Raw genomic sequence first — 13522 nt, forward strand, 5'->3', positions numbered from 1 at the left:
AGCGTCCGGTAAGCATTGGCGCAACGTGGGGTGCGTCATCGCCGCATCAGGTCTGACGTACTGTGCGGGCTTTATTTGGACGTCGCGGGGTTGTCCGCCTATTTGGCCTTGGGATGTTTCCTATAACTAATGCTAATACGTCCGAACAATGTGGACTTATCCTATATTTCTCCCGGTCGTCGGACGGTGCAAAAGGTGAGCAACCTGATGACGGCACGACGGGGGATTGAATCGATGACGACGACGCAACGCGGCGATCTGGTTTTTTCGACAGATCGTCGCGTTTTCAGTGGGCCGATTCGGCGCAGGCTGACGTGGGTGACCGGCACGCTTTTGGTGGCGGCGCTCACGGGCTGTAGCGAGTATCAATCGCCGGGTGTCACGCAGACCTATGCGGACACGGATGCGCTCGATGGGGCCACGCTATCTCGCGCTGAGACGGCACCGCGCGAGGTCACGGCCCGTATGCGGCCGGTCGCCGCGGCGGTCGGTATGAGCGGCACGCCGCAAGTCGGGCGCGTTGTCAGAGGGACTTACCGCTGGATGGCGGACTGGCCCGAGACCGAGAGTGTGCATCTGTGGGAAGCCGCGGCCGGGCCGACACGCATTCGCGTGGTCGGACGAGCGCGAGACATGATGCCTTCCGCCGGTTTGCGGGGCGTGCGCATCCGGTACTGCGTCAAGCCTGTCATCGGCGAGGGCGAGATGCGACTAACGGGTCACAAGACATGTTCGTCGTGGACGACCGTCGATGGCGCATCTCCGGCGTCGGCGCCCGCGGCAATCACGGCTGGATAGCGGCCGGATAACCGTCGGATAGGTGCCACGGCGTCTGACGGCACGCTTCACCCCCGTCAACAGTATCGCGGTGACGCTTCTGTGATCTGTTTGTGTGCCGCTTCGTCACACATTCCTCTTTTGGGAAGCCATGACGCGTTGACACGCGGCGTTCGATCGCGCGCGCCCACGGCTGACTTCTTTTAAAAGGATTGCGCTCATGATGGTTAAAATTTTGATTGCCGACGATCACCCGATCGTCTCTTCGACGCTGCGCGAGATGCTCGCCCCGGACCCCGGCTTTCACGTGCTCCCGCCAGTCGCCAATTCGACGCAACTGTTCGAGGCCCTCGAGACGAATTCCGTCGACGTGCTGATCACCGACTACTGCATGCCCGGTGGCGTGTTCGGCGATGGCCTAGGCATGATCAAGCGCGTTCGCCGCAAATATCCCGATATCAAGGTCATCGTCTTCACGTCGATCGAACAGCCGGCCATCATTCACGCACTGAACGATTGCGGCGTACTCGGGGTGATGACGAAGTCGGACGATCTTCGCGAGATCACCGTGTGTGTAGAACGCTGCCGCCGTGGCATGCGCTATCTCGGCGGGCGCGCGGAGCAGATTCTCGAAGAACAGTCGCGCCGCAAGCCGACCACGCGTCGACCGCTCTCTCCGAAGGAAATGGAAGTGCTGCGTATGTATCTGAGTGGCAATAACGTTTCCGAAATCGCCGAGGCCCTCAAGCGTTCGGCCAAGACGATTAACAACCAGAAGCGGATGGCCATGTGCAAGCTGGGATGTCGCAACGACATGGAATTGTTCCAGTTGCATGCATCGAGCCCGCTGCAACTCACGCGCGAAGGCGAAGCCGATACGCCAACTGCGGTCTAACGGCGTGCGACGTCGAGCGTTCGCGACCATGCCCGCCCAAACGATGACTCGCGACATTGCCGTTGCGGGGCGCCTGCTGCGCATCGGGGGCGTGCTCGCGTTGCTCTTCGGGTTATCGGTGTGGGCGGCGGCGATTTCCTATGCCATGTTCGGCGCGCTGTGGCAGGGCGGTCAGAAGACCGAGTCGTTCTTCGCAGCGGTCTCGCGCGAAATTCGCGATCTCGAAGTCTTCAACGAGCAGGCGCGCTCGATGTCGCGCACCGTGCAGGCCAGTGCTGCACCTCCCGGCGGTACCACGCGCTTGCTCGGCGAGCGCGTGTTGCATCCCTTGAACGCCTTGAAGCCGGGCACGGCTGTGCGCATCGGCGGCGTGGCGTGGGATGGCGACTTCGAAATCGTCAAACTGGCTGAAATTACGCCGGAGCGTGCGCAGGTGCTGACCCGCCTGACCGCGCGCCTGATGGTGCTGGACGCCGACTTCTGGAGTCCGTTCGACTCGCAAGACGAAACCTTCCTGATCTCGCCCGACGGGGCCTTCGCCGCCTATCGGCCCTCGCTCGGGCGTGAATCGTTCAGTGCCGCCGATCTGGAGCGCGACACCCGCACGATGCTCGCCGAAATGAACAAGGTGGAGCGGTATCAGGCGAGGGCGCTCGGGCAGGAGGATGGTCCGTTCTGGACCTATAACTACGAACACCCCGTGACCCACGTGAAGACGGTATCGAGCTTCGTGCCGATCCGCGATCTGGACGGGCACGTGATTCTGTACGTGGGCACCAGCATGTCGCCGGAACTGATTGTGCCGCCGCGCATGCGCCATCTCGATCAGACGCGCGAGACGCTTCAACTCGTCTCCGTCGAAGGCATCATCGTCGCGAGTGTCGGCACGCCGTTGCCGACGCCTCGTCACATGAAAACACTCGCGACGATGCCATTGTTCGGCGGCTCGCAAATGACGCTGCGCACTGACGGTCAGCGCATCGTTTTCGAACGCCATCTTCCTTTCAATCCGTGGTTTGTGCGCTATGCCGTGTCGCCCGCAGAGTTGCTGCTGGGCAACGCCACGCTGCTGGTTGTCGCAACGCTGCTACTGCTGCTCTACACAGGCGGTGTGTGCGCCGCCATGCGCTACATCCGCAAGCGCGTCATCGACCCGGCGCGCAAACGCACCACGGCGCTACTCGAGCGCGACGCATTCACACAAACACTGATTGAAACCGCCCCCGTTGGGATGGCGATCATCGACCCCTTCGAGCCGGCTGTCGTGATGAGCAACCCCGCTTACGCCGGCACCGTCGATCTGCTGAGGCAGCTCGGCGACGGGGAGCTGACGCGCATGTATCGGCAGTTGCACAGCGGCGTGGTGGCGCGTCCGGTGCGGCGGTTGCTAAGTGTGTCGGACGATGCGGGCGAGCGTCACTATGCCGTGAGTTTTGTCGACACGGTATTTCGTGAGCAATCGGTACTGATCGGCACACTCTCGGACGTGACCGAACAACGCCGTTTTGAGCTGGAGCAGCGCAAGGCGCGGCTCGCTGCGGAGAGTGCGAACAAGGCCAAGGACGTATTCCTCACGACGGTCAGCCACGAGATGCGCACGCCGTTGTACGGCACGCTCGCGTCGCTGGAATTGCTCAGCGCGCAGAAGCTTGGCGATGAGCATCGGTATTACGTCGATGTGATGGAGAGTTCCACGCGCAATCTACTCGATCTGATCAACGACTTGCTCGACTATTCGCGCATGCAGGTGGGCCGTTTCGAATTGAATTCGCGCGACGTCTCGCTGCTTAAGGAGTTGGAGGCGGTCGGTCTGTCCTTCACTGGCCGGGCACGCTTGCAGGGCCTCACGCTCGACTGGATGATCGATCCGCAATTGACGCGCGCTGTGCATACCGATGCCCTCCGGCTCGGGCAAGTGGTCACGAATCTGGTGGGTAACGCGATCAAGTTCACGACACAAGGTTTCGTCGCTTTCAGTGCACAAGTCGCGCGAGCCGACGCCCAAGGGTGCGACGTGGTGTTCTCGGTCAGCGATAGCGGCGCGGGCATTGCCGCAGGCGACCTGCCGGATCTCTTCCGTCCGTTCGGCAAGAGCACTAACGAACCCGGCATGCAGCATGGCACGGGGCTTGGGCTCGCCATCTCGCATCAGTTCGTTGCCATGCTGGGCGGAACGCTGCAAGTCGACAGTGTGCAAGGCCGTGGCACGACGATGCACTTCACGCTGCATTTGCCGTGGGCGCCGAATACCGAATCGCCCGTCGTGACGGCGACGGGTCACACCTTTGCCTATGTCAGTGCCCTTGGGCGTCGACATGCGTACCTCGAATCGCTGATTCGATTCGCCGGTTACACGCCGGCACACTACGACGACGCGGTGGCGTGGTCGACAGGCGATGGACGTGCGCGGGATGCCGGGTTGCTGATGTTCGCCGACGAGTGGCCTGTACGTGGCATGGCGGGCGCCGACGTGTACCTCTTGCGCCCGACGCCGCACGACAATCCAACGACAAAGGCAAGTGCGTGGCCGCGCGATATTGCGTTGCTGCATCAGGCCGCGCTCTGGGACGCGCTCGGCATCTCGCCAGCACCCGGTCTGGCATCGTCGGCCGATCTGCCAAGAAGTACCAGCGCGAAACCGGGGGCACGTCCGCTCGCCGGCTGGTACGTGCTGGTCACGGACGATCATCCGATCAGCGGCATGCTGCTTTCGCGCCAGTTGGAAGGGCTAGGGGCGATGGTCGATTGCTATCACGACCCACGCGAGGCGCTCGACGCGTTCGACAGTGAATCGCACATGCTGGTGATTACCGACGCGAACATGCCGCATATCTCCGGGCACGCGTTGGCCTCCGAGATCAAGGCGCGCGCACCCCAAGTGCCGGTCATTGTGGCGACGGCCGACGTGACACTTCGCATCGACCGCGAGCCGAAGTCGCCGTTCGATGCCGTCGTCTACAAGCCCGTCGATGCAGGTTCGCTGCTGCGTGTCATCGAGATCATCCGCGCCCGTTATCCGTCGCTATGCGGCGAGATCGAGCCGCTACCTGCGGTGGTTGATTCATCGGTGACGTCGGATGAATCGGTCGCCACCGGGTTTTCAAAAGATGCCGGCGTATCGCTCGGCGATATGATCGATACCTTCGTTCGCATCACGGATCAGGACATCGAGGACTGCCGTATGGCGCTGGCCAGCTTGTCGCGTGACGCATTGCGGCACTCGGCGCATCGACTGCGGGGTGGCTTCATGTCGTTTGGGCTCGCGTCGCTGGCGTCGCACGCGGCGCAACTCGAACACCTCGCGCCACAAGCTTCCGCCGGGCAGATCGGCGCATCGTTCGATGTGTTGGAAACCGCCTGGAATGACTGGCTGCGCGCCCAAGGCCATGCGATTGCCGACGATGCTTGAGCGTTGACTGTCGCGAGCCACGCACTATTCCACGAAATGCTCCGATACGAGTTGCCGCAGCCACTGATTGCCAGCGTCTTGATGGTAGCGGCGATGCCAGAACACGTTCGTCTGGAGCGCAGGCAAGCGCACGGGCGGTTTGACGAAGTGCAGTCCGAACGGGGCAGCGGCGCGCTCGGCAAATTTCTGGGGCACGGTGACGACGAGGTCGTTGACGCTCACGACGTACGGCACGGCAATGAAGTGCGGCACCCAGAAGTTGGCGTCGGCGCCGAACCCGGCTTGCGCCAGAAGCTGATTCACGCGCGCGTACGGATTGTCACCCGTGGTCACGAAGAGGTGGCGCGCTGCCTGGAAGTCCGCTAAACCCGCATCGGGACGGTCGAGCGCGTGGCCGATGCGGAACATACTCACATACTGCTGACGAAACAGCCGCCGCTGGTAAAAAGGGCCGGTCAGGTCGTCGAATGCACCGATCGCGAGATCGATGCGCCCGGCGGCCATCGCTTCCTTCAGATCGGGCAGGGCGGCGCGTACTGTGCTCAGGCGCACGCCAGGTGCCAACTGCGTACACAGATCGATCAGCGTCGGCATGAAATACACTTCGCCGACATCGGTCATGGCTAGCGTGAACTCGCGCTGGCTGGTTGCCGGATCGAAGGCTTCACGGTGATTGATGGCCCGCGAGATACCGGCGAGCGCTGCCGACACCGGTTCGGCAAGTGCCTCGGCAAACGGCGTGGGTTGCATGCCGTTGCCGGTGCGGGTGAACAGTTCGTCATCGAACGTTTGACGCAGGCGCGCCAGCCCGTTGCTCACGGCGGGTTGCGACAAGCCCAATTCACGGGCCGCCTGAGAAATGCTCCGATGCGTGAGTACCGCATGAAACACAACCAACAGGTTCAGATCGACATCGCGTAAGGAAATCATGGTGCGTGGCTAGTATTCGCGTTATGAATATAGTGGATTCGCCTATTTATATCGCAAAATATACCTGCATGTCGGAAAATGGCGGCATTCGATAACAGGAGACGAGGCAATCCATGGATTCCATCCATTCCCTCCCGAAAGCCAACCAGATTCAGGGGGAGTTGGGCTATCTGTCCGGCTTTCTCAATGAATTCGCGACCGAGGCGTTGCCCGGTGCGCTGCCCGTTGGACAGAATTCGCCCCAACGTGCCCCTTACGGCCTTTACGCAGAACAGCTCTCCGGTACCGCATTCACCGCCCCGCGTGGCCACAACCGCCGCTCGTGGGTGTATCGAATTCGCCCGGCGGCAATGCACAAGCCGTTCACGCAAATCGAGCAGTCGCGCTGGTTGAGCCGGTTCGACGAAGTGCCCGCACCGCCCAATCAGATGCGTTGGGACCCGCTGCCGATGCCGACGGCACCGACGGACTTCGTCGACGGTATGGTCACGATGGGCGGCAATGGCAGCCCCGACGGTCAACGCGGCTGCGGCATTCACCTGTACGCCGCCAACCAGTCGATGGACGGCCGCTTCTTCTATAACGCCGATGGCGAATTGCTGATCGTGCCGCAGGAAGGCCGTCTGCGTCTGGCGACGGAATTCGGTGTCATGGACGTCGAGCCGTATGAGATTGCTGTCGTGCCGCGCGGCGTACGTTTTCGCGTGACGCTGCTCGACGGTACAGCGCGCGGTTACGTGTGCGAAAACTACGGTGCGCTGCTGCGCTTGCCCGATCTCGGTCCGATCGGCTCGAACGGTCTGGCCAATCCGCGTGATTTCCTCACGCCCGTGGCGGCTTACGAGGATGTCGAAGGCGACTTCGAACTGGTGGCCAAGTTCGGTGGCGAACTCTGGCGTGCCGATATCGGCCACTCGCCGCTCGACGTGGTGGCATGGCACGGCAACTATGTCCCGTACAAATACGATCTGCGCCGCTTCAATACGATTGGCTCGATCAGCTACGACCACCCGGACCCGTCGATCTTCCTGGTGTTGCAATCGCAAAGCAACACGCCGGGCGTGGATGACATCGACTTCGTGATTTTCCCGCCGCGCTGGCTGGCGATGGAAAACTCGTTCCGCCCGCCTTGGTTCCACCGCAATATCGCGAGCGAATTCATGGGCCTGATCCACGGCGTATACGACGCGAAGGCGGAAGGCTTCGTGCCGGGCGGCGCGAGCCTGCACAACTGCATGTCGGGCCACGGTCCGGATGCCGACACGTTCGAGAAGGCGTCGGTGGCCGACACGAGCAAGCCGCACAAGGTCGATGCCACGATGGCATTCATGTTCGAGACCCCGGCCGTCATTCGCCCGACGCGCTTTGCATTGCAGACCAAGCAGTTGCAGGACAACTACTACACCTGCTGGCAAGGCCTGAAAAAGCATTTCAACCCGAACCAGAAGTAAGCGGACGCGCGTCGCGACTTCACGCAACCTCGAGACGGCCCACGCCGCGCACCGTTGTGCGGCTGTGGGCCGACGCATTACCCCGAACAAGGATTTCCTCATGTCTCAACTCCAGCAAAGCTGGGTCGCGTCTGCCAACACCGGCACGACGGACTTCCCGTTGCAAAACCTGCCGTATGGCGTGTTCAACACGCAGGCACAACCTGCCTTGCGCGTCGGTGTCGCCATTGGTGATCAGGTGCTCGATCTCGCTGCGCTCGAAGCCGCCGGTCTGTTGACGCCGGGCAATGGCACCGCTGTGTTCTCCCAGCCGTCGATCAACGCCTTCGTGGCGCTTGGCCGTCCGGTGTGGCAAGCCACGCGTGCGCGCCTCACGGCGCTTCTGTCGGCTGACGGCGACGCTGCCTTGCGCGATAACGCCGCGCTGCGTGCGCAGGCACTGGTGCCGCTCGCCGACGCGACGCTGCATCTGCCGGTGCAAGTGCCGGGCTACACCGACTTCTACTCGTCGAAAGAACATGCCACCAACGTGGGCAGCATGTTCCGCGATCCGGCCAACGCGCTGCTGCCGAACTGGCTCGAGATTCCGATCGGCTACAACGGCCGCGCAAGCTCGGTGGTCGTGAGCGGCACCGACCTTCATCGTCCTAACGGCCAGATCAAGTTGCCGGATCAACCGCGCCCGATCTTCGATGCATGCCGTAAGCTCGACTTCGAACTCGAAACCGGCTTCATCGTCGGCCGCGACACGGCGCTGGGCGACACGCTCGACGTCGAATCCGCCGAGGCCGCCATTTTCGGCATGGTGCTGCTCAACGACTGGTCGGCACGCGATCTGCAACAGTGGGAATACGTGCCGCTGGGCCCGTTCAACGCGAAGACGTTTGGCACGTCGATTTCGCCGTGGATCGTGACGATGGAAGCGCTCGAGCCGTTCCGTGTCGCTGGCCCCGCGCAAGACCCGCAACCGGTGTCGTACCTGCAACAGCAAGGCAAGCACGCCTTCGACATCGAACTCGAAGTGCTGCTGCAAGCCGAAGCCGATACGCAAGCGACAACCATCTGCCGCACCAACTTCCGTCATATGTACTGGAGCATGGCGCAGCAGTTCGCGCATCACACGGTGTCCGGTTGCAACGTGCGCGTGGGCGATCTGATGGGCTCCGGCACGATCAGCGGCCCGACGCCCGATTCGTTCGGCAGCCTGCTGGAGCTCACGTGGAACGGTAAGAACCCGCTCACGCTGGCCAGCGGCGCCAAGCGCACCTTCATCGAAGACGGCGATACCGTCGTGATGGCGGGCTGGTGCCAGGGCGACGGTTATCGCGTCGGGTTTGGCGAAGTCTCGGGCAAGATCTTGCCGGCAAAAGCGCGCTGAGCACGCGCGGCTGCGGCGAGCGCCTCGGCCGATGGCAGACGCTCCCACCACGGGTCGCGGCGCATCGGGATGGCGCTGGCCATCACGCGGCAGCGCGTCGGCGTGTACGCAAGTTCATTGCCGACACGCCGCAACAGCGGCATATCGCCCAGCCGTGCACGCTTTGGTACACGCAATGAGCGTTTTGCCGCTGGTTTAGCGGCTGGCTTAGCGCGTTGTTTCGAGGGTTGTGAAACAGGATTGACCGACGTGGCAGGCGTGGCGTGGGACATTTGGCGTTTCCCGAGAAAGGATGATGGGAGCCATTTAGCCACGTAGGCGCGCGTTGCGACAGGTGAAGCCGTCCGAAAAACCAGCCACTCGAGCACCATTACTCAAAGCGGACTAGCAGAATGGAAAAGGTGCCGTTCGACGCATGTCGACGGCACCTTTTGCGTTTCTCGTTGCTAGTTTCTCAAGCGCCCTTGTCGGTGTCTGCGGCAGGCACGCTGGCCGATTTGCCCGCAGGATTGGCGGCTGGCGAAGCGCTTGCCGGTGTTGTCAGCGGCGCACCGCTCGGGGCCGTGGCTGGTCGGTTCAGCCCTTCGTTGATCCACGCCATCAGCAGCGTATAGGTCACCGCGAGTATCACAGGGCCGACAAAGAGCCCGACGATACCGAAGCTGAGCATACCGCCCAGCACGCCTGCGAGAATCAACGTCATCGGCAGGTCGGCGCCTCGTTTGATGAGCATTGGGCGCATGACGTTATCGAGCATGCCGATAATCACCGAGAGCACGAGCAGCAACGTCGCGAGCGTCGGACTGTCTTGCCAGTAGAGCCACGCCACGCTCGACAGCAGCACGGGGAAGGGGCCAATTTGCGCGATACAGAGCACGAACATCAGCGCGGTCAGGAAGCCCGGCAGCGGCACGCCCGTCACCCAAAGACCGATGCCACCCAGCAACGATTGCGTCACCGCCGTGACCACAATACCCAGCGCGACGGCGCGAATCGACATCCCGGCGAGCCTCACGGCTTCTTCTCCACGATCGCCGCCGAGCCGACGGGCGATACGGATCAATGCGCGCCCCGCGCGCTCCCCCTGCATGAAGAGGATGGCCGAGATGATGAGCGTTAAGCCAAGGTGAACGAACAGCAGACCGACCGAACCAAGTTTCGAGAACGCCCACGTCGCCCCTTTCACGGCATAGGGCTGGATCTTCGCAACGAGCCCGCCGGGGCCGGCCGCGGCCAACGCTTGCCATTCCTCGCTGGCGCGCTCACCGATGACCGGGATATGGGACAGCCAGTCCGGTGGCATCGGCAGGCCGCGCTCGCCGATGGATTGCACTTGTTGGCTGATATCGGAGGCATGCCCGATGAGCGTGCCCACCGCGGCAGTCAGCGGGGCGACGACGATGATCAACATGCCGATGATCATCACCGTGGTCGCCAGCCAGCGGCGCCGCCAGAGTCGGCGTTGCAGCCCGATGAGCAGCGGCCAGGTGGATGCGACGATGGTCACCGCCCAGATAAAGGCGGGCAAGAAGGGAAGCAGTACCCACAACGTGCCGATCATCAGCAGGCTGAGTACCAGGATGATCAGCAGATTTCGGGCGAGTTCGCTCGGCGTCATGGATAGCATAAGCACTCCGGATGGGGGAAAGCGGGCCGTGCGGCGAATCGGGCACGGCGGTCAAACGCAGAACGTACGTCTGGGAAGCAAGATGCCACGCGCTCAACGGTACGGCAAGTGCGTTGCTTCGTTGTGAATCGACGCCAGTCTACCGTGCCTAGGACCGCCGCACCGTGATGCGTCCTATCCCGCTATCGGTAACGTTGTCTGGCGCTCGGCGACGACTCGACCACGAAGACTGACGAAAGACCGTCCTGCCGCGCCGCGTTTTGCAGTTCGGACTGGAAGCATTGATATCCAGAGTCTCCCGATTCGATGCGTGTGCGGTTGGATTTGCTCGAGTCTTGGGTGACGGAGACTTCGCCCTGCTCGACGCCGAACATTTGTCGAAGCCGATCGGTGCCGCGCCGCAGGTAGGCCGTCAGAATGTCGCGGACTCGCGAATCGCTCTGTGCGATCTGAAGTAGTCCGCCAATGGCCGCGTAGAGGCAGGAATAGTCCACAAGATTCAATAGTGTTCGTTGCCAGTCGACGGTACGGGCGTTGGCCACGACAGCATCGCGCCACTCGATCCCAGCAAAGGCACCAACAAGCAGGGTGCACAGAATGGCTGTCGGCATCGAACAAAAATTCTTTGAGAAGCGCTCGTAGAACGCGCTGAACCACGACCCGCCTTGCGCGTCGGCGGCAGCGCCTTCCGACAACAGATCCGCGAGATTGTCCTGCAACAGAATCTCTATGGCCGCGTGGCTTTCCGGCGTTCGCAGGTGGTCAAGGCAGTAGCGAAGCGGGGCGCCCACGAACGTCAGCGGGACTTCGAGGGACGCATGCACGATATCTTTCCATCGTCCGTCCAGGACGTGAGCGGGTAAGCGCTTCTCTATGAACAATCGAAGAGGATTGCGTACGGCACCATAGCAGCCCGCAAACGAGAGGCAGGACACTACAAATTCGCGCAGTGGGGAGTGAATCGATGCGTTCAGATGTTCCAGTCCGGGTGCCGGCATCGTTTGTGGCAACTTGTCGCGTAATGACGGAAATACCGTGTCGAAGAGGGCCGCACCAGCGGTGTTAGTGAACATGATGATGGCGCCGCTCGCGAGGTGCGTCGCTAATTTCGCGAGAAGCGGGGCGCATGGGCCTGCGCCTACGAACGTTGAGAGCAGCGACGCGGCGACCGAACCCACGGCGAAGGGAATGGCGTCGCGACCAATGCCTCGGGTCAGGCAGAGCCACCAACTGTCGGAACGTACGTCGGCCAGAAGTGCCTTGAAATTGCGTTCCACGTCCATTCGATCGACACCATGCTCTGCAAGGGCATACGCGGTTTGTTGCAGATGGCTGCGTAGAGCGTCCTCCCAGGGCGGTGGTGGCGACGCGGTGGCGGGCGCGGGCGTCGTGTCGCTCGAGAATTGCTCTACGTAGTGCCACAAGAATCGAAAAATCTGATCGGCCTTGCTGGATCTTGCCCGTTCGAGCGTGGGCGCCGACGCGCCGTACATGTTGATTACGGTGTGAGATTGCGCGAGGGAGACGTTCAGCGTTTCGTGCAGATCATGGGCGAACGGCGGGGCGGCGGGGTATTCGGCTGGGATGGTAATTCGACATTCGGTGGACGGCGTGTTCGTGGCGCGGAACGGTTGCGTCGGAAACGGCGGTATGTAGGGCATGAAATCGGCGGCCGACACGGCCAGCGCGACCTCCTTGGCCGAACCGGCCGTCAGGCCCTGTAAGAGACGAGAAGCGGGCGATGCTACAAGCAACCGCTTCTCGCGACGACAGCCGGACAGGTGTTTGAAACCGTTACTTCGCGTGTGTGCGTAGCGGCGGCATTGCGCCGCCCGACACTGTCACGCAGGTACCACCATCACGCCCGCGCGCAACCCATTCGCCACGTTCGGATTCGGGAAGACGATGCGCTCCACGGGATGCGACACCGTGTAGGTGTTCTCGCCGTCGCGCGCCAGCACGGTTCCCGCCGGGTAGGGCGTGAAATTTGGCGTATCGGCAGGCACGTCGAGAACGAAGGCGTTCGTGCGGCGAACGATCTCTGCGGCCACCCGAAAGCGTTGCGCGCGCTTGACTTGGCCATCGTCGCGCGCGCTCATCTCGTCACCCGAAAGCCAGCGGCGCAGTGCGGCATCGATCCCTGCGAAATCCGCCAACTGGTTTTTCCCAAACGGCTCGACCTTACCCAGTTCCAGCGTGCAACTCTCAGCGCCGAAACGTGCGCAAGTGAAATAGGAGAACGTCACCGACGGTTGATCGGTGAGCATCACGGCCTCAATATCGGCTGCGGCCAGCGTATCGATCCACGCATCCGACGGCGCTTTTTCCGCCGTGCCCGGCACTACCGCAAAGCGCTGGAACAGCGAGGGGCGAATCGCCGTATGCATGTCGACGTGCCGCCGCAAGCGACGCGCTGGATTACCTTCGATATCGACATCGAAATACTGCGCGACGATCACTTCCAACTCACGCGCACGTTGCACGGCGGGCGATTCCGCACGTTTGGCGTGTGCCCCTTGAAACAGCCGGTTCAGATCGTATTCGAGATAGCGCTTACCGGCGCGCACGGCGTCGGGGTTGCCGAGAATGACGAGAACACGCTCGCGCAGCGTGAGTTTGCCGTCGGCGATATCACGCAAAATGCCATCGACGATTTCGATGGGGGCCGTCTCATCGCCGTGAATCCCGCACGAGAGCACCGCATCGAAGCGCCCAGCGCTCGTGTCGGCGGGGATCAGCTCAAGCACCCCTTCGGCGTGACGTTTCCAGCGCACGCCGCAAGCATCGATACCGTCGCCAGCGTCGTTCGAAGGACCCTCGCTGTCGTTGGCGTTGCGAACATCGCTGAGCCAGTGACGCAGGGCGGAGCGGTTGGCATCGGTCATATTGAAAATCTCCTCAGAAACCACCGAAAGCGGCTGAAAAATGCGCGATCGGCGTCATTCAACTTCCATCGGCCATTCCAGGCCGACAACAGCTTCGTATTTTATGCGTGTCGCTTGCGTGTCCGCTGTGTGACATTGCAGAGTCCCACGGGGTGTGGCTTTACGCGGTG

At 62.2% G+C, this 13522-nt stretch carries 9 protein-coding genes; 5 read left to right on the top strand and 4 right to left on the bottom strand.

What is annotated here, in order from left to right; genetic code table 11:
* The first annotated feature begins 234 nt into the window (after nt 1-234).
* From ACPWR9_RS09425 to ACPWR9_RS09435, 3 genes are all read left to right on the top strand, one after another.
* Nucleotides 235-798, top strand: a complete 564-nt coding sequence (locus ACPWR9_RS09425; protein ID WP_426297201.1) for a hypothetical protein — start codon at nt 235-237, stop codon at nt 796-798.
* Between the two features lie 199 nt (nt 799-997).
* A complete protein-coding gene (locus ACPWR9_RS09430) occupies nt 998-1672 on the top strand; it encodes a response regulator (RefSeq protein ID WP_426297200.1) in 675 nt (224 codons plus the stop codon).
* Nucleotides 1673-1700: 28 nt separating this feature from the next.
* Nucleotides 1701-5081 carry an ATP-binding response regulator gene (locus tag ACPWR9_RS09435; RefSeq protein ID WP_426297199.1) on the top strand — a complete coding sequence of 1127 codons (3381 nt, stop codon included), beginning with the start codon at nt 1701-1703 and terminating at the stop codon, nt 5079-5081.
* Between the two features lie 24 nt (nt 5082-5105).
* On the opposite strand, the gene ACPWR9_RS09440 is transcribed toward ACPWR9_RS09435, so the two are convergent.
* The gene (locus tag ACPWR9_RS09440; RefSeq protein ID WP_426297198.1) at nt 5106-6011 is read right to left on the bottom strand and encodes a LysR family transcriptional regulator; all 906 of its coding nucleotides are present in this window, start codon (nt 6009-6011) and stop codon (nt 5106-5108) included.
* Between the two features lie 113 nt (nt 6012-6124).
* Here ACPWR9_RS09440 and hmgA point away from each other — a divergent pair, with 113 nt between their 5' ends.
* Both hmgA and fahA read left to right on the top strand, forming a co-directional pair.
* Complete coding sequence (gene hmgA, locus ACPWR9_RS09445; protein WP_426297197.1) at nt 6125-7462, top strand: homogentisate 1,2-dioxygenase; 1338 nt, start codon at nt 6125-6127, stop codon at nt 7460-7462.
* Nucleotides 7463-7562: 100 nt separating this feature from the next.
* Nucleotides 7563-8840, top strand: a complete 1278-nt coding sequence (gene fahA / locus ACPWR9_RS09450) for a fumarylacetoacetase (protein ID WP_426297196.1) — start codon at nt 7563-7565, stop codon at nt 8838-8840.
* Between the two features lie 454 nt (nt 8841-9294).
* On the opposite strand, the gene ydiK is transcribed toward fahA, so the two are convergent.
* From ydiK to astE, 3 genes are all read right to left on the bottom strand, one after another.
* Entirely contained in the window at nt 9295-10467 is a 1173-nt protein-coding gene (gene ydiK, locus ACPWR9_RS09455; RefSeq protein ID WP_426332393.1) for an AI-2E family transporter YdiK, read from the bottom strand.
* A gap of 182 nt (nt 10468-10649) precedes the next feature.
* Nucleotides 10650-12221, bottom strand: coding sequence for a hypothetical protein (locus ACPWR9_RS09460; RefSeq protein WP_426297193.1), 1572 nt, complete (start codon nt 12219-12221; stop codon nt 10650-10652).
* An 87-nt stretch (nt 12222-12308) separates the two neighbouring features.
* The gene (gene astE / locus ACPWR9_RS09465) at nt 12309-13352 is read right to left on the bottom strand and encodes a succinylglutamate desuccinylase (RefSeq protein ID WP_426297192.1); all 1044 of its coding nucleotides are present in this window, start codon (nt 13350-13352) and stop codon (nt 12309-12311) included.
* Between the last annotated feature and the right edge of the window lie 170 nt (nt 13353-13522).

It is taken from the genome of Pandoraea pneumonica, from assembly GCF_049918595.1.
GTDB classification, from domain to species: Bacteria; Pseudomonadota; Gammaproteobacteria; order Burkholderiales; family Burkholderiaceae; genus Pandoraea; species Pandoraea pneumonica_A.

Coding starts and splice junctions, on each gene's coding strand:
- ACPWR9_RS09425 (WP_426297201.1), top strand. CDS start 235: ATGACGACGACGCAACGCGGCGATCTGGTTTTTTCGACAGATCGTCGC.
- ACPWR9_RS09430 (WP_426297200.1), top strand. CDS start 998: ATGATGGTTAAAATTTTGATTGCCGACGATCACCCGATCGTCTCTTCG.
- ACPWR9_RS09435 (WP_426297199.1), top strand. CDS start 1,701: ATGCCCGCCCAAACGATGACTCGCGACATTGCCGTTGCGGGGCGCCTG.
- ACPWR9_RS09440 (WP_426297198.1), bottom strand. CDS start 6,011: ATGATTTCCTTACGCGATGTCGATCTGAACCTGTTGGTTGTGTTTCAT.
- hmgA (WP_426297197.1), top strand. CDS start 6,125: ATGGATTCCATCCATTCCCTCCCGAAAGCCAACCAGATTCAGGGGGAG.
- fahA (WP_426297196.1), top strand. CDS start 7,563: ATGTCTCAACTCCAGCAAAGCTGGGTCGCGTCTGCCAACACCGGCACG.
- ydiK (WP_426332393.1), bottom strand. CDS start 10,467: ATGCTATCCATGACGCCGAGCGAACTCGCCCGAAATCTGCTGATCATC.
- astE (WP_426297192.1), bottom strand. CDS start 13,352: ATGACCGATGCCAACCGCTCCGCCCTGCGTCACTGGCTCAGCGATGTT.